This is a genomic window from Streptomyces camelliae (assembly GCF_027625935.1).
Taxonomy (GTDB): domain Bacteria; phylum Actinomycetota; class Actinomycetes; order Streptomycetales; family Streptomycetaceae; genus Streptomyces; species Streptomyces camelliae.
Window position 1 is genome coordinate 4,225,193 of record NZ_CP115300.1, and the last position, 22,396, is coordinate 4,247,588.

16 protein-coding genes are annotated in these 22,396 nt (G+C 73.8%); 6 read left to right on the top strand and 10 right to left on the bottom strand.

From position 1 onward, the window contains the following. Positions 1-198 precede the first annotated feature (198 nt). Positions 199-2,040 carry an APC family permease gene (locus O1G22_RS19230; protein ID WP_270082461.1) on the bottom strand — a complete coding sequence of 614 codons (1,842 nt, stop codon included), beginning with the start codon at positions 2,038-2,040 and terminating at the stop codon, positions 199-201. A 439-nt stretch (positions 2,041-2,479) separates the two neighbouring features. On the opposite strand from O1G22_RS19230, the gene O1G22_RS19235 reads away from it, so the two are divergent. Next, a complete protein-coding gene (locus O1G22_RS19235) occupies positions 2,480-2,680 on the top strand; it encodes a hypothetical protein (protein WP_270082462.1) in 201 nt (66 codons plus the stop codon). A 58-nt stretch (positions 2,681-2,738) separates the two neighbouring features. Here O1G22_RS19235 and O1G22_RS19240 read toward each other — a convergent pair whose 3' ends face one another. Beyond that, positions 2,739-4,316, bottom strand: a complete 1,578-nt coding sequence (locus O1G22_RS19240; RefSeq protein ID WP_270082463.1) for a Na+/H+ antiporter — start codon at positions 4,314-4,316, stop codon at positions 2,739-2,741. 227 nt (positions 4,317-4,543) lie between these two features. On the opposite strand from O1G22_RS19240, the gene O1G22_RS19245 reads away from it, so the two are divergent. After that, positions 4,544-4,837 carry a hypothetical protein gene (locus tag O1G22_RS19245; RefSeq protein WP_270082464.1) on the top strand — a complete coding sequence of 98 codons (294 nt, stop codon included), beginning with the start codon at positions 4,544-4,546 and terminating at the stop codon, positions 4,835-4,837. A 20-nt stretch (positions 4,838-4,857) separates the two neighbouring features. Further along, a complete protein-coding gene (locus tag O1G22_RS19250; RefSeq protein WP_270082465.1) occupies positions 4,858-7,998 on the top strand; it encodes an ATP-binding protein in 3,141 nt (1,046 codons plus the stop codon). A 21-nt stretch (positions 7,999-8,019) separates the two neighbouring features. Here the strand turns inward: O1G22_RS19250 and O1G22_RS19255 are convergent, their stop codons facing one another. After that, entirely contained in the window at positions 8,020-8,814 is a 795-nt protein-coding gene (locus tag O1G22_RS19255) for an ABC transporter permease (protein WP_225097351.1), read from the bottom strand. Continuing rightward, a complete protein-coding gene (locus O1G22_RS19260; RefSeq protein ID WP_270082466.1) occupies positions 8,811-9,794 on the bottom strand; it encodes an ATP-binding cassette domain-containing protein in 984 nt (327 codons plus the stop codon). The genes O1G22_RS19255 and O1G22_RS19260 overlap by 4 nt, the downstream gene beginning before the upstream one ends. Positions 9,795-9,989: 195 nt before the next feature. Between O1G22_RS19260 and O1G22_RS19265 the strand changes: the two genes are divergently transcribed. Beyond that, complete coding sequence (locus tag O1G22_RS19265; protein ID WP_270082467.1) at positions 9,990-12,032, top strand: NAD(+) synthase; 2,043 nt, start codon at positions 9,990-9,992, stop codon at positions 12,030-12,032. 49 nt (positions 12,033-12,081) lie between these two features. On the opposite strand, the gene O1G22_RS19270 is transcribed toward O1G22_RS19265, so the two are convergent. Both O1G22_RS19270 and O1G22_RS19275 read right to left on the bottom strand, forming a co-directional pair. After that, complete coding sequence (locus O1G22_RS19270; protein WP_270082468.1) at positions 12,082-12,807, bottom strand: TIGR03943 family putative permease subunit; 726 nt, start codon at positions 12,805-12,807, stop codon at positions 12,082-12,084. Further along, positions 12,804-13,820 carry a permease gene (locus tag O1G22_RS19275; RefSeq protein WP_270082469.1) on the bottom strand — a complete coding sequence of 339 codons (1,017 nt, stop codon included), beginning with the start codon at positions 13,818-13,820 and terminating at the stop codon, positions 12,804-12,806. Before O1G22_RS19275 ends, O1G22_RS19270 begins: the two co-directional genes overlap by 4 nt. A gap of 170 nt (positions 13,821-13,990) precedes the next feature. On the opposite strand from O1G22_RS19275, the gene O1G22_RS19280 reads away from it, so the two are divergent. Next, the gene (locus O1G22_RS19280; RefSeq protein ID WP_270082470.1) at positions 13,991-15,874 is read left to right on the top strand and encodes an NAD-binding protein; all 1,884 of its coding nucleotides are present in this window, start codon (positions 13,991-13,993) and stop codon (positions 15,872-15,874) included. Between the two features lie 226 nt (positions 15,875-16,100). Here O1G22_RS19280 and O1G22_RS19285 read toward each other — a convergent pair whose 3' ends face one another. Next, positions 16,101-17,918 (bottom strand): S9 family peptidase, encoded by a 1,818-nt coding sequence (locus O1G22_RS19285; protein WP_270082471.1) that lies wholly within the window; start codon positions 17,916-17,918, stop codon positions 16,101-16,103. A 328-nt stretch (positions 17,919-18,246) separates the two neighbouring features. Here O1G22_RS19285 and O1G22_RS19290 point away from each other — a divergent pair, with 328 nt between their 5' ends. Next, the gene (locus tag O1G22_RS19290) at positions 18,247-19,041 is read left to right on the top strand and encodes an SURF1 family protein (RefSeq protein ID WP_270082472.1); all 795 of its coding nucleotides are present in this window, start codon (positions 18,247-18,249) and stop codon (positions 19,039-19,041) included. 42 nt (positions 19,042-19,083) lie between these two features. On the opposite strand, the gene O1G22_RS19295 is transcribed toward O1G22_RS19290, so the two are convergent. The 3 genes from O1G22_RS19295 to O1G22_RS19305 form a co-directional block, all read right to left on the bottom strand. After that, the gene (locus tag O1G22_RS19295) at positions 19,084-20,226 is read right to left on the bottom strand and encodes a hypothetical protein (protein ID WP_270082473.1); all 1,143 of its coding nucleotides are present in this window, start codon (positions 20,224-20,226) and stop codon (positions 19,084-19,086) included. Between the two features lie 85 nt (positions 20,227-20,311). Continuing rightward, entirely contained in the window at positions 20,312-20,992 is a 681-nt protein-coding gene (locus tag O1G22_RS19300) for a SigE family RNA polymerase sigma factor (RefSeq protein WP_428986382.1), read from the bottom strand. A 320-nt stretch (positions 20,993-21,312) separates the two neighbouring features. Further along, the gene (locus O1G22_RS19305) at positions 21,313-22,383 is read right to left on the bottom strand and encodes an aspartate-semialdehyde dehydrogenase (protein WP_225097359.1); all 1,071 of its coding nucleotides are present in this window, start codon (positions 22,381-22,383) and stop codon (positions 21,313-21,315) included. Between the last annotated feature and the right edge of the window lie 13 nt (positions 22,384-22,396).

The following is a 22,396-nucleotide window of genomic DNA, read 5'->3' on the forward strand; positions in this document are numbered from 1 at the left end:
CGCCGCGTCACAGGAACGCGCGGCCCTCAGTGTAGGTGCCACCGGCCGCGCGCCGGCCGGGGACGGTGTGATCGGCTCCCCGCTCACCCGCAGTCGCCTGTCCGGCCGGATCCGACCGCCCGCCCACGGCTGTCATACGGCCGCGCGCACGGCTTCGACGGGCCCCTGTGGCCGTCTGGACGGGTCCCCTGCGGCCGTCTACGTGAGCCGGAAGCGCAGCCGGCAGATCACCGCGTCCGTCTCCCGCCGCACGGCGTGCGCGACGACCGCGCCCCGCTGGTTCTGGAGCAGCCGTTGCCACAGCCGCTCCGGCTCGGCCTCCGGGATGAGGACGGTGACCCGGGTGCCCGGTTCGGCGGCGGCCGCCGCACGGACGTACGCGGCGATGGGCCGGCCGAGGGTGCGCCGCGCGCAGGCCAGCCGTACCAGGGGCACCCCGGGGTCCCACTCGGCCCAGGCCCGCTCCAGGGCGTGCAGCTGGGCCCGGTCCTCGGGGTCGGGGTAGCAGACGGTCACCGCGCGGACCTCGTCACCGAGGGAGGCGGCCGCGGTCAGCGCCTCGGAGGTGAGCCGGGACAGCGAGGACACCGGCACGATCACCAGCGAGCGGTCGCGGTGCGGGGCCTCGGGGATCCGGCCGAGCCCGAGCCGCTCGCCGATCCGGCCGTAGGCGCGGTGGACGGCGAGGAAGGCGGCCACCAGCAACGGCAGCGCGACGACGATCAGCCAGGCGCCCGCCGTGAACCTGCTCGCGGTGACCACGACGGCGGCGACCCCGGTGAGCAGGGCCCCGAACCCGTTGAGCAGCGCCTTCCCACGCCGGCCGGAGCTCCGGTCGAGCCGCCAGTGCCGCACCATCCCCACCTGGGCGATGGTGAAGCCGACGAAGACGCCGATCGCGAACATCGGCACCAGGGTGTTGGTGTCGCCGCCGGAGAAGACCAGCAGCGCGGCCGAGACGACGGCGAGCGCGAGGACACCGTGCCGGTGGACCTGGCGGTCGGCCTTCAGGGCGAAGACGTGCGGGGCGTAGTTGTCCCGGGCGAGCAGTTTCAGCAGCACCGGGAGCCCGCCGAAGGAGGTGTTCGCGGACAGGGCGAGCAGGATCATCGTCGCGAACTGCAGGACGTAGAAAGCCCAGTTGTGGCCGAGGGAGGCGTCCGCGAGCTGGGCGAGGACGGTGACGCCCGCGACCGGCTGGAGGTGGAAGCGGCCGATCAGCACCGACAGACCGATCAGCATCAGGCCCAGTACGGCGCCCAGGGCGACCTCCGCGCGCTGGGCCCGCCGTACCCGCGGGACCCGGAAGGAGGGGACGGCGTTGGCGATGGCCTCGACGCCGGTCAGTGCGGCACAGCCGGAGGCGAATGCTTTCAGCAGGAGCAGCGCGCCCACGCCGGACGCGTTGCCCGCGACGACGGAGGCATGCCCGGCGGCGGTCGCCGTACTCACCGGATGGGACCGGAAGAGCCCGACGGCGATGAGGACGAGGACGGACCCGACGAAGACGACAGTCGGCACGATGAACGCCTTCGCGGACTCCGCGATGCCGCGCAGATTGACGCCCGTGACCAGGGCGAGCACGGCCAGGCACAGCCACAGCCGGTCGGCGTAGAGGGAGGGGAAGGCGGAGGTGAGAGCGGCGACGCCCGCGGTGACGGCGACGGCGACGTTGAGGACGTAGTCGAGGACGAGAGAGGCGGCGGCGACGAGACTGGTCCGCGCCCCCAGATGCGTCCGGGCGACGGCGTACGACCCGCCGCCGTCCGGGAAGGCCGCGATGACCTGCCGGTAGGAGGCGACGAGCACGGCGAGCAGGGCGGCGATGGCCAGCGTGACCGGCAGGGTGAAGCCCAGCCCGTGCGCGCCGGCGGCGGCGAGGACCAGCACGATCGCCTCGGGCCCGTACGCCACCGAGGCCATCGCGTCCAGCGACAGGGCGGCGAGCCCGGTGAGGGCGGTCAGCCGGTGCCGTTCGCCGGTATCAGGGGGCTCCTCGCCGGCGGGGACGGCATCCGGTTCGGTGGTCAGGACGGACATGGGCACGTGCTCCTCTTTTTCCTTGCGTGCGCGGGCGCACCCATTCCTTACGTGCGCGGGCGCACCCAGGTTCTGTCCGTTTCCGACCGCATCCGACCGGTCCTTGCGGGATCTTCACGCCCAACCGGTCCGTCTTGACGCGACCTTGACGGGGATCCGCGTCAGAGCCGTGTCAAGGTGCCGGAATCCGCTTCCGCAGGTCAGTACCGTCGTCGCCCTGGCGGGTTCCGGATCGACCCCGAGGTGCCGGCGGGCAACCCGCGGCTGTGGCGCCTCCTCGACGAGGGCGCGCGGAAGGCGCGGCCGACGGGGTACTGCTGTGCGGCGGGACCGTGTTGCGCCGGCTGTCGTCCCGGATGGACCGGGAGACGGCACTGGCGGTGTTCCGGGCGTCGGGGCTGGAGGAGTAGCGGGATCCGGTGCGTGCACAATGTCCGGCATGAACTCACAGACGGACAGACCCCGGTGGTGGCTGGGGCTGCGCGGCTTCGCCGTCTTCCTGCTGGGCGGCGGTCTCGGCATCTTCGCGTACGCGGCGGTCACGCACCGGCCGGGTGGGCCGCCGTGGGGCGGACTGCTCTTCGGCGCGCTGGTGTGCGGGGCGCTGTGCGCGCTGTTCCCGGGGCGCCGCCGGCACTGAGCCCGCCTCGGTCGCGCCACGGCACACCCGCGGTCGGCGAACCGGCCCGCGCGAAGCGTCACGCATCCGACAACCGCGCCTCCTCCAGATCGAGCGCCCGCTGAAGCCGCCGCCGCGTGGTGTCGCTGATGGCGTGGGCGTCGTAGAGCCGGTGCAGTTCCGCCGTCTCCACCGCTATCAGGTCCCGCCGCAACTGCCGGTAGACCAGGTCGGCCGACTCGGTGGCCGCGCTGTTCTCCCCGTTGCTCTCGGCCAGCCGGTCCCGGGCGTCCTCCAGGCGGGCGGTGAGGCCGCGGCGGAGACGGTCGAGGACGACGTCGGACACGGCCTCCAGCTCGGCCAGTTCCTCCAGCCGGGCGAGACCGGCGTGGGCCAGGTGGGAGCGGGCCTGGGCCTCCTCGCGGGCGGTGTGCGCGGGCTCCAGGGCGATGCCGGAGGCGCGGACGACGGGGGCCAGGGTGAAGCCCTGCACGACCAGGGTGACGACCACGACCGATGTGGTCAGGACCAGCACCAGCGCGCGGCCGTCGAGCGGTGCGCCGCTCTTCGTCACCTCGGGGATGGACAGCGCGGCGGCCAGCGGCATCACGCCCCGGGTGCCGGCCCAGGTCAGCACCACCGGGATCCGCCAGTTCAGGCGGCCGAGCCCGCCCTTGCGCTGCACGACCGCCGACAGCGGCGCGAGCCACAGCAGCCGTACGGCGATCAGGGTGGCGGCGACCGCGAGAGCGTACAGCGGCCAGGCCCGGTCGCCGTGGGCCAGCGCCCGCACCTGCGCGGGCAGGGCCAGCCCGATCAGGCTGAACACCACGCTCTCCAGCAGGAACACGACGGTGCCGTAGACGGCGTGCAGCTGGAGGCGGATGCGGGCGTTGGTGAGGCGGTCGCCCCGGCCGCCCAGGACCACTCCGGCGACCACGCACGAGGTCACGCCGGAGGTGTGCGCGACCTCCGCCAGGAGGTAGGCGGCGTACGGGGTGACCAGCGCGATCACCGTCTCCAGCACCGGATCCTCGGTGCGGCGCCGGATCAGGGCGATCACTCCCGCCACCGCCGCTCCGATCACCGTGCCGCCGCCCGCGAGCAGGAAGAACTCGCCGCTCGCCGAGCCCCAGTCCGCGGCCGCCGCGGCGATGGCGATGCCCGCCGCCACCCGGACCAGCACCAGCGAGGTCGCGTCGTTGAACAGGCTCTCCGCCTGCACCAGGACCTGCACCCGGGGCGGCAGCGCGAGCCGGCGGCCCAGCGCGGTGACCGCCACCGGGTCGGTGCTGGCCAGCACCGCGCCCAGCACGAACGCCATCTGCCACGGCAGCGGGGTGACCAGGGCCGCCACCGCGGCCACGGCCGCCGCCGAGGCCAGCACCAGGCCGATCGCGAGGATCCCGACCGGTTTCCACACCGCGCGCAGCTCCCGCCAGGGCATGTCCTCGGCGCTCGCGTGGAGCAGCGGGGGCAGGACGACGAGGGCGATGATCTGCGGGCTGATCTGGATCTGCGGGGTGCCCGGCAGCAGCGCGACGGCAAGGCCGGCGACCACGAGCAGCGACGGCGCCGGGATCCGCCACCGGCGCGCGAAGGTGGCGACCACCGTGGCGAGGACCACAAGGGCGAGAACCGTACCGACGCTGCGCATGCCGTCCCCCTGGGAATTCCCTCCGACAACGCGGAAGGGGATTGCGGAAGCCACCCCGGCCTCCGGCCGACCAGACTTCCCGGCACACCTGCCCTCACCCTATCGGGCGCGTAAGGGCCGCGTCAGGATCCGGCACCGCCCCGTCAAGGCCGCGTCAGCAACGGTCGCCGGTCCCGCCGTCGCGCTGCTGCCGGGCAGGCCGGAACGCGGGTCCCGGCCGGCCGGCGGTGCGCACGCCCTGGCGGCGGCGCCTCGTCCGCACGGACGCGCTGACGGCAGTACGGCAGTACGACGGCCCCTCCACCCACCCGGTCCTGCGGGACGTGCACGGCAACCGGCTGGAGCTCGATCCCCGGATCCTGGCCGCCGAACCCCTGCTCCGGCACGAGCTCGACACCGGCGTGCGCCGCTCGCTCCAGCGCGGCACGCTGTGTCACGGCGCGGACGTCCTGGATCGGCTGGGCCACCGTATCGACGGCGAGACGGCACCGGCGGTGCTCCGGGCCTCCGGTCTTTCGTGACCGCTGGCTAACCTGCACGTGTGACGACCGAGTTGACCCTGCTGCCCCAAGTCGCCTTCCGTGGCCGGGAGATCACCGCACCCCGGCTGCGCGGACTGCTGGCCCTGCTCGCGGAGGACCTGCGGGCCGGATGCAGCACCGGGCGGCTCGTGGAGGGGCTGTGGGCCGAGGAGCTGCCGGAGCGGCCGGGCAAGGCGGTGCAGATCCTCGTGTCGCGGCTGCGGGCGCAGCTCGGGGCCGAGGTGGTCGTGAGCACGCCGAACGGCTACCGGCTGGCGCTGGAGGAGACGCGGGTCGACAGCGCCGCACTGCTGCTGCACGAGGCGGCGAGCGCCGAGCGCGCGCGGGCCGGGGATCACGAGGGCGCCCTCGCCCGGGCCGAGGCGGGGCTCGCGCTGTGGGACGGGAGCGTGGCCGCCGGGTCGGGAGAGGATCTGCACGATCCGGTGGTGGCGCTGCGGGCCGCGCGGGTGCGCACGCACCGGGCGCTGGTCCGCTCCCGGGCGCTCGCGCTCGCCCGGCTGGGCCGGCGGGAAGAGGCCACCGCGCCCCTGGCCGGGCTGGCGGAGGAGCTGCCGCGGGACGAGGAGGTGCTGGCGGAGCTGCTGCGCTGCGAGGCCGCCACCGCCGGCCGGGCCGCGGCGCTGTCCCGGTACGACTCCTACCGCCGCGCCCTGCGGGACGACCTGGGAACCGATCCGGGCCCCGGACTCCGGGCCGTCTACCAGGAGCTGCTGAGCGCCGACGCCCCGCCGGTCCGCCACGGCGTGCCGCACGACCCGAACCCGCTGCTGGGGCGGGAGGCCGACCTCGCCGCCGTGACCGGGCTGCTGCGCGAGGCCCGGGTGGTGACCCTCGCCGGCCCCGGCGGGCTGGGCAAGACCCGCCTCTCCCACGCGGTGAGCCGGGCCGCCGAGCAGCCCGTGGTGCACTTCGTCCCGCTGGCGGGTGTCACCGCCGACGACGACGTGGCCGGTGAGGTCGCCTCGGCGGTCGGTGCCGGAGAGAGCCGGTTCGCCGGCGGGGACACGGTGACCGGCATCGTCGGTGCCCTGGGCACCGGGCCGGCGCTGCTGGTGCTGGACAACTGCGAGCACGTCGTCGCGGGTGCCGCCGCCCTCGTCCAGGCGCTGGTGTCGCGGTCGAGCAAGCTGCGGGTCCTGGCCACCAGCAGGGCCCCGCTGGGGCTGACGTCGGAGTCGGTGTACGCACTGCCGGAGCTGTCCCTGGCGACCTCGGTGGAGCTGTTCACCCAGCGGGCGCGGGCCGCCCGGCCCGGCGTGGAGCTGCCCGCGGAGGCGGTCGCCGAGATCTGCCGGCACCTCGACGGGCTGCCGCTCGCCGTGGAGCTGGCCGCGGCCCGGGTCCGGGTGCTGTCCGTGCCCGAGATCTCCCGCCGGCTGCGGGACCGGTTCGCTCTGCTGCGCGGCGGCGCCCGCGACGCCCCCGAGCGGCACCGCACACTGCGGGCCGTGGTCGACTGGAGCTGGAATCTCCTGGAACCCGACGGCCGGGCGGCCCTGCGCGCCCTGTCCGTGTTCCCCGGGGGCTTCGCCGAGGACGCGGCGGAGTACGTCCTCGGCGAGACCGGGGACACGCTGGCGCTGCTGGAACAACTGGCCGGACAGTCCCTGATCAAGGTGGACGACAGCCCGTCCGGGGTGCGTTTCCGCATGCTGGAGACCCTGCGGGAGTTCGGCGCCGACCGGCGTGCCGAGGCCGGCGAGGAGGAGGCGGTCACCGACCGGTTCCTCGCCTGGGCGCGGGACTTCGGCCGCGCCCACCACGACGTGCTGTTCGGCTCCGACCCGGTGCCCGCCTGGCTGCGCGTCCGCGCCGAGCAGGACAACCTCGTCCTGGCACTGCGGCACGCCCTGGCCCGCGCCGACGGACCCGCCATCGCCGCCCTCGCCGCCGTACTGGCCTCCTTGTGGGCCATCGACTCCAACTACCCCCGGCTCGCCGCCCTCGTCGCCGAGACCGGCGGGCCGCTGTCCCGGTTCCGCCCCGGGCCCCGGAACCCCGAGGACGCGGAGCCGGCCCGCAGCGCGGCGGCCGTGTGCGCGGCCAGCCTCTTCATGGCCCACGGCCCGCAGGCCGCCCTACGGCAGCTGGTCACCCTGCGCCGGCTGCCGCCCGCGCCGCCGGACACCCTGCTGCGGGCGCTGGCCGTCGTGCTGTGCGCCGTACCGGACATTCAGCCGCCGGAGTACGAGCGGCTGGAGGAGCTCTGCGCGGCCGGCGAACCGCTGCTGGCGGGCGTCGCGGCGACCGTGGCGAGCTATGTGTGGGAGGCGCAGCACGAGACGGAGCGCGCGCTGGAGTACGCCCGCCGGGCGCTCGGCGCGCTGAACCCGCTCGGCAATCCGGCCACGGCGCTGCTCAGTCACGGCCGGGTCGGCGAGCTGTGTCTGCAGTCCGAGCGGGGTGCGGAGGCGTACGGCCATCTGCGGGCCGCGCTGGACGCGCTCAGCGAGTTCAGCGGGTTCGGCGACTGGTCGGACTCGGTCGGGGTGCACTCGGCGCTGGTGCTCGCCTGTCTGCAGCGCGGGGACGTCGACGAGGCGGAGTACTGGCTGGGGCTCGCGGCACTGGACCGGCCGCCGGAGTCCGCCCAGGTCTTCAGCTCCGACCTGCCGAACCGGGCGGAGATCGCGCTGGCCCGGGGGCTGACCGAGGTCGGACTCGGGCTGTGGCGCCGGGCGGTCGCGCAGATCCGGGAGGACAGCCTGCTGTATCCCGATGACCCGTTCGTGGAGCCGTGGTCGCTGACGGTGCGGTCGGGCGCGCTGGCGGCGCACGCGCAGGCCGGCCGGCTCCAGCCGGTGGCCGGCCTCGCCGAGGAGCTGCGGGAGCGGCTGCTCGGGATGCTGTCCGACGGGGCCGACCGGGGTGCGGCCGAAATGTCGGTGAACGGCACGGTGTTGCTGGCCCTCGGCTTCGCCGGACTGGCCCGGGGCGACGCGGGAGCCGTCCGGCTGGTGGCGCTCGCGGAACGGATGCCGGCGGTACGGGACTTCCCCACCATGTCCCTGACCCGCTCCCGGGAGGCGGCCGAGAACGCCGACAGGGCGGCATACACCGACGCGAGGTCGAAGTATGCCGCCCTGGGACGGGAGGAGGTGCGGGCGGAGGTGCTGAGGGAGCTGACGGCGGGGTGACACCCCGCCCCTCCCGCGTTCTCACCGCTTCGGCTCGTGGTTGAACGTCGCCCTGGCCCACACATAACCCAGCACCGTCATCCCCACGAACCACGCGACGGCCAGCACCACGTTCTTCGTGCCGATCCCGCTGCCCAGCAGCAGCCCGCGCAGGGTCTCGATGGCGGGCGAGAACGGCTGGTACTCGGCGAACCAGCGGAACCAGCCGGGCATGGCGTCCACCGGTACGAACGCGCTGGACAGGAACGGCAGCATGACCAGCGGGGTCCCGATGTTGCTGGCCCCCTCGGGGTTGGGGCTCACCAGGCCCATGCCGACCGCGATCCAGGTCAGCCCGAGGCTGACCAGCGCCATCAGCCCGGCCGCCGCGATCCACTCCACCGGCGTGGCGTTCGGCCGGAAGCCGATGGCCAGTCCGATGCCCAGGACGAGCACCAGAGCCGTCATCGTCTTGATCACGCTGCCGACCACGTGGCCGGTCAGCACGGAGGCACGGGAGATCGCCATGGTGCGGAACCGGGCCATGATGCCCTCGGTCATGTCGGTGCACACGGACACCGCGGTGCCGAGCGAGGTCATGGCCACGGTCAGGAAGAGAATGCCGGGGACGAGGTAGGCGACGTAGTCGGACCGGTTCGCGTGGCCGCCGTTGATGCCCGCGCTCATCACGTTGCCGAAGACGTAGACGAAGAGCAGCAGCAGGATGACCGGGGTGAGCAGGAGGTTCAGGGTGAGGGAGGGGTAGCGGCGCGCGTGCAGGAGGTTGCGTCGCAGCATGGTGAGGTTGTCGCGGAAGGCGTGGCCGGCGGTGCTCATCGGGCGGTCTCCTTGTCGGCGGTCTGGGCGGTGGTCTGGGCGGGGACGGAACTGCCGGTCAGGGCGAAGAACACGTCGTCGAGGTCGGGGGTGTGCACGGACAGCTCGTCGGCCTCGATGCCGGCGGCGTCGAGCCAGTCGAGGACGGCCCGCAGCTCGCGCTGGCTGCCGTCGCTGGGGATCTGCAGGCTGAGGGCGTCGTCGTCCCGGGAGGCCTCGCGCAGCGCGGTCGCCGCCCGCTCGTACGCCGCCGGGTCGGCGAACCGCAGCCGTACATGACCGCCGGGCACGAGCCGCTTGAGCTCCGCCGCACTGCCCTGGGCGACGATCCGGCCGCCGTTGAGCACCGCGATGCGGTCGGCGAGCTCGTCGGCCTCGTCCAGGTACTGGGTGGTGAGGAAGACGGTCGTACCGCCGGAGACCAGCTCGCGGATGATCTGCCACATGGTGTGGCGGCTGCGCGGGTCGAGGCCGGTGGTCGGCTCGTCGAGGAAGATGATCCGCGGGTTGCCGACCAGGGTCATGGCGATGTCGAGGCGGCGCTTCATGCCGCCGGAGTAGGTGGAGGCGGGCTTCTTCGCGGCCTCGACCAGGTCGAAGCGCTCCAGCAGGTCGGCGGTGACCTGCCGTCCCTCCCGGCGGGAGAGGTGGTGCAGGTCGGCCATCAGCAGCATGTTCTCCTCGCCGGTGATCAGCCCGTCCACGGCGGAGAACTGCCCGGTGACCCCGATGACACCGCGGACCGCGTGGGCCTCGGCGGTGAGGTCGTGCCCGGCGATCCGCGCCTGGCCGGCGTCGGCGGAGATCAGGGTGGACAGGATGCTGACCGCCGTGGTCTTGCCCGCGCCGTTCGGCCCGAGGAGGGAGAAGATCGTGCCGGCGGGCACCTGGAAGTCGATGCCGTCGAGGACGGTCTTGTCCCCGTAGGCCTTGCGCAGCCCGGTGGCCGCGATCGCGAGTGTGTGATCCGTCGTCGTCATGCCCCAGAGCGTGCGGCCCGGACGGTTCAGCGCGGCCTCAACCTGGTTTCAGCCGGGCGGGCGGGGCCTCAGCACGCTGAAACCCGCAGGTGGGCGGTGGGTGCCGACGCGGCCTTCCGACGTTGTCCCGGACCTTTAGGCTTCCTCTCGTAGGAAAGTCGGGTAGGCAAGTCGCGTCGGAAAGAGGGCGTCCCGTTGAGCTTCTGGTCGATCTATCAGCACGGCTTCGCACGGGTCGCCGCCTGCACCGGCCACACCGTCATCGCCGACCCGCCCGCCAACGCCGCCTCCGTCCTGCGCCACGCGCGCCGGTGCGACGAGGAGGGCGTGGCCGTCGCCGTCTTCCCGGAGCTGTGCCTGTCCGGGTACGCGATCGAGGACCTCCTCCTGCAGGACGCGCTGCTCGACGACGTCGAGAAGGCGCTCGCCACCGTCGTCGCCGGGTCGGCCGAGCTGCTGCCGGTGCTGGTCGTCGGCGCCCCGCTGCGCCACCGCGGCCGGATCTACAACTGCGCGGTGGTCGTGCACCGGGGCCGGATCCTGGGCGTCGTACCGAAGTCGTACCCGCCGAACTACCGCGAGTTCTACGAGCGCCGGCAGATCGCCGGCGGCGACGACGAGCGCGGCGGAACGATCCGCCTGGGCGGCACGGACCTCCCCTTCGGCGTCGACCTGCTCTTCGCCGCGGACGACGTCCCCGGCCTCGTGCTGCACGCCGAGATCTGCGAGGACATGTGGGTCCCGGTGCCGCCCAGCACGGAGGCGGCCCTCGCCGGCGCGACCGTCCTGCTCAACCTCTCCGGCAGCCCGATCACGGTGGGCCGCGCCGAGGACCGCAAGCTGCTGTGCCGCTCGGCGTCCGCGCGCTGCCTCGCCGCCTACGTCTACGCGGCGGCCGGTCTCGGCGAGTCGAGCACCGACCTGTCCTGGGACGGCCAGACCCTGATCTACGAGAACGGGGTGCTGCTGGCCGAGACCGAGCGCTTCCCGGCCGGCGAGCAGTACGCGGTGGCCGACGTCGATCTGGATCTGCTGCGCCAGGAACGGCAGCGGATGGGCACGTTCGACGACAACCGCCGTACGCATGCCGCGCGCACCGGCGACTTCCGCACGGTCTCCTTCGCACTCGCCCCGCCCGCCACCGCCGACCTGGGTCTGCGCCGGCGTGTGGAGCGCTTCCCGTTCGTGCCGGCCGACGCCGAGCGGCTCGCCCTGGACTGCTACGAGGCCTACAACATCCAGGTCGCCGCGCTCCAGCAGCGCCTCGCCTCGATCGGCGGCCCGAAGGTCGTCATCGGTGTCTCCGGCGGCCTCGACTCCACGCACGCGCTGATCGTCGCCGCCCGCGCGATGGACCGCGCCGGCCGCCCGCGCACCGACATCCTGGCCTTCACCCTCCCCGGCTTCGCCACCAGCGACCACACCAAGGACAACGCCCACAAGCTGATGCGCGCCCTCGGTGTCACCGCGGCCGAGCTGGACATCACGCCGACCGCGCGGCTGATGCTGAAGGAGATGGGCCACCCCTTCGCCGCGGGCGAGCCGGTCTACGACGTCACCTTCGAGAACGTCCAGGCGGGCCTGCGCACCGACTACCTGTTCCGGCTGGCCAACCAGCGCGACGGCATCGTCCTCGGCACCGGCGACCTCTCCGAGCTGGCGCTCGGCTGGTGCACGTACGGCGTCGGCGACCAGATGAGCCACTACAACGTCAACTCCGGCGTGCCGAAGACGCTGATCCAGCATCTGATCCGGTGGGTGATCAGCAGCGACCAGTTCGACGACGAGACCGGCAAGATCCTCGCCGCGATCCTCGACACCGAGATCAGCCCCGAGCTGGTGCCGGGCGAGGAGCTGCAGTCCACCGAGTCGAAGATCGGCCCGTACGCGCTGCACGATTTCACCCTCTACCACGTGCTGCGCTACGGCTTCCGCCCCTCCAAGATCGCCTTCCTGGCCTGGCACGCCTGGCACGACCGCGAGTCGGGCGCCTGGCCCCCCGGCTTCCCCGAGGCCGAACGCGGCTCCTACGACCTCCCCGAGATCCGCCGCTGGCTGGAGGTCTTCATCCGCCGCTTCTTCGGCTTCTCCCAGTTCAAGCGCTCGGCGATGCCCAACGGCCCGAAGGTCTCGGCGGGCGGCGCACTGTCGCCCCGCGGCGACTGGCGCGCACCGTCGGACGGGAACGCGCTGGCGTGGCTGCGGGATCTGGAGCGGTTCGATCTGACAGGGGCGTAGGCGCCCCGAGCTGTGAGGCGCTCAGCCAAGCCCGCGCAGGCGAGAGCGCTCAGTTGTTCCAGGTCTCGTCGTACGGGTCGTGCGGCACCGGTACCGGCTGTGCCGAGGTGACCTTCAGATAGGGGATCGGGCCGTTGTTGACGGGGTCGCGGCTCAGCCGGGGGCTGTAGCTGCCGGTCACGGTCAGCCAGGCGTCCGGCCGCAGCACGGGGGGCAGTTGGCCGGTCAGCGCGATCTTGACCGGCTGGGCGTCCGCGGCACAGCAGTTGAGGGCCATGCGCACCAGATACGGCGCGCCCGAGCCGTCCAGCGCGAGGAACCCGGTGACCCGGACCGTCCGGCCGCCCAGGGAGCGGCCGTTGCCGTAGGCGGCGCGGGAGGCGTAGTCGACCACGGACAGCTGCACCGGCCCGCTGCCACCGGGCAACGGCCCGAGGCCGTACGGCTTCTGCAGCGCCGTACCGGAGCGCAGGGCGCTGTACGAGCCGAGCGCGGGCGGGGCGATGAGGATGAGGGCGAGGAGGGGGAGCAGGAGCAGCCAGGAGACCCGGGGTTCGGGGTGGGCGTGGCCTTCGTGGGTCTGTCGCCGCAGGCGATGGCGCTTGCGCTCGTACCAGACGGTCGCCAGCGCCCCCACGATCAGCACCGCGCCCGAGGCCAGCAGCAGCGGTTGCAGGCCCGCCTTGACGTAGCGCAGGTACAGATCGGTGCTGCCCGCGTGCAGCAGGGCGGCGCCGAGCAGGAACATGACGGCGGCCTGGGACTGGCGGTTCACAGCAGCACCGTCCCGGTCACCACGGCGCCCGCGACGGCCATCGCGAACGTGACGGGGGCGAAACGCAGGGCGAAGGTACGGCCGAAGGTGCCGGCCTGCATCGCGAACAGCTTGAGGTCGATCATCGGGCCCACCACCAGGAACACCAGCTTGGCCGTCAGGGAGAACTGGGTGAGGGAGGCCGCGACGAACGCGTCCGCCTCCGAGCAGATGGACAGCAGCACGGCGAGGACGGCCAGGGCGAGGATCGCGACCAGGGGATTGCCGGCGGCCGTGCGCAGCCAGGACGCCGGGGCCACCGCCTTCAGGGTCGCGGAGGCCATCGCGCCGAGCACCAGGAAGCCGCCGGCGTGCACCGTGTCGTGCCGTACCGAGTTCCAGAACGCCTCCCCCTTGGTCGCGCCCTCGTGCGCGCCGTGGGCCGGCGGGCGCAGCCAGTCGGTGCGGCCCAGCCGCTGCCACAGCCAGCCCATCGCACACGCCACCAGCAGGCTCGCGGCGAACCGGCCGAGGACCATCTCCGGGTTGCGCGGGAAGGCGACGGCGGTGGCGGTCAGCACGATCGGGTTGATCGCGGGGGCGGAGAGGAGGAAGGCGAGGGCGGCGGCGGGGGTGACTCCCCTGCGCACCAGCGCGCCCGCCACCGGCACCGACGCGCACTCGCAGCCCGGCAGGATCGCGCCCGCGACTCCGGCCACCGGGACGGCCAGGGCGGGGCGGCTGGGCAGGGCACGGGCGAAGAAGGACGGCGGCACGAACACCGCGAGCGCCGCCGAGAGCAGCACGCCGAGCACCAGGAAGGGCAGCGCCTGCACGGTCACCGCGACGAACACCGTCATCCAGCTCTGCATCAGCGGGGTGCCGAGGAGCCCGCGGATCGGGGACTGGGCGAGCACCGCCAGCACCAGCAGCAGGGTCAGCACCAGCGAGGAGTTGACCCCCCGGCTCTCCGCCCCGGTTTCCGTTCCGGGGCCGGTCTCCGTGCCGGGCGGGGCTTCTTCGGTGATGGCCACGGGTGGTTACCTCCGGCTGGCTGTCCTGGCTCGCTCCCCCTGCGTACGCGCATGGTCCCTCGGGTGTTCACACCGTTGCTGGAACCACTCCTCTCCTTGGGGCACTCTTTTCCCTCGTGGCGAGCGTTCCGTATCAAGGGGGGCCGGGGGCTGGTGCCCCGGCGGCGCACATGGTGGTGTGCGGTGACGACGGGCTCGCGCACCGGCTGGCGGCCGAGTTGCGCGGGGTCTACGGCGAGCAGGTCACCCTGGTCGTACCGCCGAACGGGCGCACCGTCCGTCCTCCGGTCGTCGGCCGGGCCCGCGCCGCGTCGGCGGCGCTGTTCGACCGTATGGTCAGCGCCGCGGTGAGCCGGGCGGGCGCCGTCACCGGGACGCCGACGGCGCCGGCGAGTGCGGCCAGTGGCGCGGGCGGGGCCGACGGGCCCCGGGTGCTGGAGGCCGCCGACCTCACCGAGGCCGTTCTCGCCGAGGCCGGGGTGGAGCGGGCCGCAGCGCTCGCCCTCGTCTTCGACGACGACGAGACCAACATCCGCGCCGCGCTGACCGCCCGCCGGCTCAACCCCCGCCTCCGGCTCGTCCTCCGGCTCTACAACCGCCGGTTGGGCCAGCACATCGAGGAACTCCTCGACCAGGCGGCCGCGTTGGCGACGGGCGGCGGCGAGGGCGGTGCGGACGCCTCCACCACCGTGCTGTCCGACGCCGACACCGCCGCGCCCGCGCTGGCCGCCACCGCCGTCGCCGGCACCAGCAAGGTCGTGCAGACCGAGGGGCTGCTGCTGCGGGCCGTGGAACGCCCGCTGCCCGAGGGCGGGCCCGCCGCCGGCTCCGGGCTGCCGACGCTGGCCCTGCTGTCGGGCAACGACCCCGCCGCCACGCCCGGTACGGACGAGCACGACGGCGCCGCGGAGCAGGAGCCCCGTCTGCTGCCGGACGACGAGGAGGTGGAACGGGGGCGGGCCGCCGGGCGGACGGCCCTGGTGCTGGAGCAGGCGTCGGCGGCGGTCGGCCCGGAGCCGGCCACGCCCGGCCGCCGAAGGAGGGGCGGTCGCGGGGCGGGCGGTCGCGGGGTGGGTGGCGTGCCGCCCCTCGCCTCCCTCTTCTCCCGGCGGCTGCGCTGGTCGCTGGCCGGCATCGTGGGCTGTGTCGTCGCGCTCGCCGTCTCACTGTGGCTGGTGACCGGTATCCACCCCCTGGGCGCCTTCTACCTGACGCTCCTCGATCTGTTCGCCATCGACAACCCCGCCATCGGTGACTCGCTGGGCCGCCAGCTCCTCCAACTCCTCTCCGGTCTCGTCGGGTTGCTGCTGCTGCCGGTGCTGCTGGCGGCCGTACTGGAGGCGCTGGGCACCTTCCGCACCGCCTCCGCCCTGCGCAAACCGCCGCGCGGCCTCGGCGGGCATGTGGTGCTGCTCGGACTCGGGAAGATCGGCACCCGGGTGCTGACCCGGCTGCGCGAGCTGAACGTCCCCGTCGTGTGCGTGGAGTCCGACCCGGAGGCGCGGGGCCTCGCGACCGCGCGCAGCCTGCGGGTGCCGGTGGTCCTGGGTGATGTCACCCAGGAGGGGGTGCTGGAGGCCGCCAAGATCCACCGGGCGTACGCCCTGCTCGCCGTGACCAGCGCCGACACCACGAACCTGGAGGCCGTGCTGTACGCGCGCACCGTACGCCCCGATCTGCGGGTGGTGCTGCGCCTCTACGACGACGACTTCGCCACCGCGGTGTACCGCACGCTCCGGGCCGCGTACCCGCACGCCCTGACCCGGAGCCGCAGCGTCACGCACCTGGCCGCGCCCGCGTTCGCCGGGGCGATGCTGGGCCGGCAGGTGCTGGGCGCGATCCCGGTGGAGCGCAGGGTCCTGCTCTTCGCCGCGGTGGACGTCGCCGCCCACCCCCAGCTGGAGGGTCGCACGGTCCGCGAGGCCTTCCGGGCCGGTTCCTGGCGTGTCCTGGCCCTGGCGGGCCGCGCCGACACGGCCCCCGACCACGTCCTGGAGAAGGGCGACCGGGTCGTCGTGGCCGCCACCCGCCGGGGCCTGGCGGAACTCCGCTGACCGCCAGGGCCTGTCCGGCGGATCCTGTCGGAGACGCGGGGTGTGGCACGCACATCTGCGGCGTTGTCGTCGGTCGCCGACTCCCCCACGCTCGAATGGGGCTCGCGCGGGGGGACCCCCACGCGTCGACTCCCTCCTCCGCCTTGCATCTGCACGCACCACACCCCGCTCACCGGCGCCGATCAGGCGCCGCACTTTTCCTCCGACCTGATCCGCCGGACATGCCCTACGCCCCCGGCAGGTGTCTCGCCGCGAAGTCCATCTCCAGGCGGACCTGCTTGATGCGTTCGTCCACGACCAGCGAGCCGTGGCCGGCGTCGTAGCGGTAGACCTCGTGCACCGCGCCCCTCGTCTCCAGGCGTTTGACGTAGTTGTCGATCTGGCGGATCGGGCAGCGCGGGTCGTTGACACCCGCCGAGATGTAGACCGGGGCCTTGACCTGGTCGACGTAGGTCAGCGGGGAGGACGCCTCGAAGCGCTCCGGGACCTCCTCGGGGGTGCCGCCGAGCAGGGTGCGGTCCATGGCCTTCAGGGCCTCCATCTCGTCGTGGTACGCGGTGACGTAGTCCGCGACGGGCACGACCGCGATGCCCACCGTCCACGCGTCGGGCTGGGTGCCGATGCCGAGCAGGGTGAGATAGCCGCCCCAGGAACCGCCGGTCAGGACCAGGCGGCTGGGGTCGGCGAGGCCCGAGGACACCGCCCACTCGCGGACCGCCGCCACGTCCTCCAGCTCGATCAGGCCGACCCGGTGCTTCAGCGCGTCGGTCCAGGCCCGGCCGTACCCCGTGGAGCCGCGGTAGTTGACGCGGATCACGGCGTAGCCCTGGTCGACCCAGGCGGCCGGGCCCGCGGCGAAGGAGTCGCTGTCGTGCCAGGTCGGGCCGCCGTGCAGGTCGAAGACCGTGGGGAGGGGGCCGGTGGCGCCGGCCGGCTTCTGGATCAGGGCGTGGATGCGGCCGCCGGGCCCCTCCACCCACACGTCCTCCACCGGCACCGACGGCGGGCAGACAATACCCGGCGGGTCCAGCACGACCCCGCCGGAGGTGGAGCGCACGGCCGGCGGCTCCTCGGCCGACGACCACAGGTACTCCACGCTGCCGTCGGGGCGGGCCGTGGCGCCGGAGACCGTACCGGGCGGGGTGGGGATACGGGTCAGCTCGCGCGTGGCGAGGTCGAAGCGGAACAGCTCGCTGCGGGCCTCGAAGCCGTGCGCGATGAGCAGGGCCGAGCCGTCCGGATACCACTCGGCGCTGACGTCACCGGGCAGCTCCAGGTCGAGGTCGGTCTGCTCGCCCGTCGCCACGTCCCACACCAGCGGCTCCCAGCGGCCCCGGCGCTGATGGCCGATGAGCAGGCGGGCATCGCCCTCGACGGGGGCGAAGCCGAGCACCTCCAGGCCCAGCTCCTGCGTGCCGCCCTTGGTGTCGTCCAGCTCGGCGACCGTCGTGCCGTCCGGGCGCAGCACGCGCAGCGCCGCGTGCATCGCGTCGCCGTGCTCGGTGTGCTCGACGGCGATCAGGGTGCCGTCGTGGGAGAGGTCGCCGACGCCCGCCGACTCGCGGTGCCGGTAGATCTCGGCCGGGGCCTCGCCCTCGCGCGCGAGGTGGATCGTCGTACCGTCCTCGTCCGTGGAGCGGCCGACGACCGCCGTGCGTCCGTCGCGGGCCAGGGCCAGGCCGGCCGGGTAGGAGGGGGCGAGGCCGGGGACCGCCGGCTCGGCCGCGCCGCCCTCGAAGGGCTGGCGGCGCCAGATGCCGAACTCGTCGCCGTCCTTGTCGTCGAACCACCAGATCCAGGTGCCGTCCGGGGAGAGCACGCCGTCCGTCGTGCCGTTCGGCCGGTCCGTCGCCTGCCGCTGCTCGCCCGACGCCCGGTCCCAGGCATACAGCTCGTACGTCCCCGTCGCGTTCGACACGAACAGGGAGCGGTGCGGCGCGTCCTCCGCCCAGTCGGGCAGCGACACCCGTGGCGCCCGGAAGCGCTTCTCCCAGTCCGGCGTGACCGGCGCACTGTGCGTGCCCGGCCGGTTGCTCTCACTCATCGCCCCAGTCATGCGCCCATATTGCCTGGCCGCGCCGACAATTGTGTGGCGAGTGTCCGCAGCCTGTGGATAACTTCCCGGCCATGCCCGCCGCCCCCCTCCTCCGTGTCCGTCCCCTCGAACCGGCGCGAGGACAACCGGGCCATGTGGGACGAAAGGGTCCCGATCCATGCCGCGGGCGATTCCCACGACCTCGACGGCTTCCACCGCTTCCCGGCCGGCCACCCGCGCATCCCGCTGAGCGCTGATCTGCTTCCTGAAAGCCGCCAGACCCTGAGGGGCCGCCCCGCGGGCGGGCGTACGGCGGGGGCGCCGTACCGTGGAGGGCGTGTACCGGTTTCTGCTGACACCCCGCTGGTGGGGCATCAACGTCTTCGTGCTGCTCGCCATCCCGTTCTGCATCTTCATGGGGTCGTGGCAGCTGAGCCGGTTCGAGGGGCGGGTGCACGACAGCCGCGCCGCGACGAAGCAGGCCGCCTCCGACCGGCACGAGACCGCACAGCCGCTGGACCGGATGCTGCCCGTCGACAAGGCGACCTCCGGCCGCCGGGTCAGCGCGCACGGGCGGTACGGCACCCAGCTGCTGGTGCCCGGCCGGCAGGTCGACGGCAGATACGGCTTCTACGTCCTGACCCTGCTGCGCACCGGCTCCGGCAAGTCCCTGCCGGTGGTCCGGGGCTGGCTGCCCGGCACGGCGGACGCGGCGAAGGCCCCGGCCCCGCCCACCGGTGAGGTCACCGTCACCGGCGCGCTCCAGGCCTCCGAGACGCCCGGCGACAACGGCGTCAGCGCGGCCGGTGGACTCCCCGCGGGCCAAACGGCGGCGATCAGCTCGGCCTCGCTGGTGAACCTGGTGCCGGACAAGCTGTACGACGCCTGGATCACCCTCGACAAGGCCGACTCCGGCATGAAGGCCGTCCCCGCGAGCGCCCCGCAGGGCACCGGCCTGGACCTGAAGGCCTTCCAGAACCTCGGCTACACCGGCGAGTGGTTCGTCTTCGCCGGCTTCGTGGTCTTCATGTGGTTCCGGCTGCTGCGCCGCGAGGCGGAGGCGGTACGGGACGCCGAGCTGGGCCTGGTGCCGGAGGAGGAGACGGCTCCGGCGACGGTGAGCGCCCCGTAGCGACGGTTCTACGACCCCGCCGGCACCCCGGTGCAGACGGTTCTACGACCCCGCCAGCACCCCGGTGTAGTAGACGACCCCGGCACACTCACCCGGCACGGTTGCCGAGGCCGACGGCGAGCCGCCCTGTGCCGTGTGCGTCACCACGACGCTCCCGTCGGCCGTGCCCTCCTCCGTGACCGTCTGGGTGGTCGTACCCGGCGTCGTGGATCCCGTCCCCGCGTCCGAGCCGCCGGTGGCACTCGCGCCCTGGGTCGGGCTCGGGGTCGGCGAGGCGCCGCCGGTCGTGGTGCCGCCGGTGCTGGTGCCGCCGCCGGTGGTGGGACACGTCTGCGAGGGCACGAAGGCGAACTTCTCGGCGTAGGCCGCGCCGGGCTGCAGGACCAGCCCGGAGACCTCCTGGGAGGGGTCGGGCAGTCCGGTCGCCGCGTCGCCGGCGGTGTGCCGGGCGGTGCTGATCTTGGCCGGGTCGGCCGCGCCCCGGGCGGCGGGGGTGACGGACCCCGCGCCACTGACGGTGCAGGCGGCCTTGGAGATGTTGGTGACCTTGAAGACGCCGTAGACCACGCCGGTGGAGTCGGGGGCCTCGGCGCTGCCGGTGGCGGAGCCCAGCTGGGCCGCCGTGCACGACGGGGCACCGCCCGAGGAGACCGAGGCGCTCGGATTGGCGCCGCCGGTGGAACCGGTGGTTCCGGCGCCGCCGCGGCCCTTCTCGCCGCGTCCGCCGTGCGGCCTGCCGGGCTGGGCGCTCATGCCACCCGTGTCCTTCGTGCCGGCCGTGCTGCCGGTCTCGTCCTTGCCCTGCCCGGTGCCGCCCTGGGCCTGGGAGGACTGGCCCGCCATGACGGTGTCGGGGTCGGAGCCACCGGAGTCCGAGACGTGCACGAGGGCCGGGATCGCGGTGCCGAGGAACAGGGCCGCGGCGGCCATCCCGACGACGGCCTGCCGCTTGCGGGCCCGCCGGGCGGGCACCGCCCGCCGCAGATGCTCCAGCGTCCCGGTGCGCGGCTCGATGTCGTCGACGACGGAGTGCAGCAGCCGCCGCAGGGCGAGCTCCTCGCTCCCGAGCCCGCCGAGCTCCGCGGCGAGCTTCTCGGGACCGGCGCCGGACAGTGAGCCGAAGCCCTTGTCCGGATCCGGGCCGCGCCCCTCGGGGTGCTTCTCGTCGGGGCCGTGGTTCACCATTCCGTTCCCAGCGTGCGATTGCGTGTGCTCTTGCTCAAAGCGCTGCTCATGGCGCTCATGGCGCTTCATGCCGCCCCTCGCTCGCTCATGCCGGTGCCTCCATGGCCACCCGCAGCGCGGCGATGCCCCGCGAACCGTAGGCCTTCACCGAGCCCAGGGAGATCCCGAGGGTCTCGGCGACCTGCGCCTCGGTCATGTCCGCGAAGTAGCGCAGCACGAGGACCTCGCGCTGGCGGCGCTGGAGGCCCTTCATGGCCTTGATCAGGTCCCGGCGCTCCAGCTGGTCGTAGGCGCCCTCCTCCGCGCTGGCCATGTCGGGCATCGGCTTGGAGAGCAGCTTCAGGCCGAGGATGCGCCGGCGCAGCGTGGACCGGGAGAGGTTGACGACGGTCTGGCGGAGGTACGCGAGGGTCTTCTCGGGGTCGCGCACCCGCTTGCGGGCGGAGTGCACGCGGATGAAGGCCTCCTGGACGACGTCCTCGCAGGAGGCGGTGTCGTCGAGGAGCAGCGCGGCGAGACCGAGCAGCGAGCGGTAGTGCGCGCGGTAGGTCTCGGTGAGGTGGTCGACGGTCGTTCCGGCGACCGCGGTCGCCGCGGCCCCTTCGGTGTCGGCTTCGTCGCGCTGACCGGGTACGCGGGCGGGCCGCGCGGCGGGCATGGGCGCGATCACCGGCATGCCGCCGGACGTGCGGGGCCGGAGCGCCGCACGGGGCGGCCGGAGCGCAGCGGTGCCGCGGGCCGCACGGAGTTCGAGTACCTCTGCCACGCCTGTTGGACACGTCCGACCCCGCCAGGGTTGTACGTGCCGGGCGTCACATGTGCGACAACCGACGGTGCCTCAAGAGCCGTCATGCGTCCCGCTCTTCCCCTATGTCCGATGTGGACGGGCGTCCCCACGCCCGGTCCGCTCACGGCGTCCCCACCGCCCGAAGAGTGACCGCAAAGACGCTCCCCGCCCTGCGCACGGTTGCGCGGGCGGGGAGGGAAATCCTCTGTTGCCGTGAACCAATGGATCAAGTGCATTGGACCATGCTTCCGGCCACACTTCTTACGCAGATCCTACAAATGTTCTGCGGATTTTCGGACTCAGTGGCCGCTTCGCTCCGCCACGACCAGCTCCGCGATCTGCGCGGTGTTCAGCGCGGCGCCCTTGCGGAGGTTGTCCCCGCACACGAACAGCTCCAGCGCGGTCGGATCGTCCAGGGCCCGCCGTACCCGCCCCACCCAGGTCGGATCGGTGCCCACGACATCGGCCGGGGTCGGGAACTCGCCGGCGGCCGGGTCGTCGTAGAGCACCACGCCCGGCGCGGTCGCGAGGATCTCGCGGGCGCCGTCGACGGTGACCTCGCCCTGGAAGCGGGCGTGGACGGTCAGGGAGTGCGTGGTGACCACGGGCACCCGGACGCAGGTCACGGCGACCGGCAGCTTCGGCAGCCCGAGGATCTTGCGGGACTCGTCGCGGACCTTCATCTCCTCCGAGGACCAGCCGTCCTCGCGCAGCGACCCGGCCCACGGCACCACGTTCAGTGCGACCGGCTCCGGGAACGGCCCGGTGTTCTCGCCGACGGCCCGCCGTACGTCACCGGGGGAGGTCCCCAGCTCGGTGTCGGCCACCAGGGACAGCTGGGCCCGCAGCGTGTCCACGCCGGCCCGCCCCGCCCCGCTCACCGCCTGGTACGACGACACCACCAGCTCGCGCAGCCCGAATTCGGCGTGCAGCGCGCCCAGGGCGACGATCATCGTCAGGGTCGTGCAGTTGGGGTTGGCGATGATCCCGCGCGGCCGGATCCGTGCGGCGTGCGGGTTGACCTCGGGCACCACGAGCGGCACCTCGGGGTCCAGCCGGAAGGCGGCCGAGTTGTCGACGACGACCGCGCCGCGCGCGACGGCGATCGGCGCCCACTCGGCGGCGACCTCGTCCGGGACGTCGAACATGGCGACGTCGACCCCGTCGAAGGCGTCCTCCGTCAGGGCCGTCACCTCGACCTCCGCCCCGCGCACGGCCAGCTTGCGGCCGGCCGAGCGCGGGGAGGCGAGCAGCCTGATCTCGCCCCAGACGTCCGCCCGCTGGGACAGGATCTGGAGCATGACCGCGCCGACGGCCCCGGTCGCTCCCACGACCGCGAGCGTCGGCTTGCGGGTCAGCGGGCCGGTCATCGGCCCGTACCCC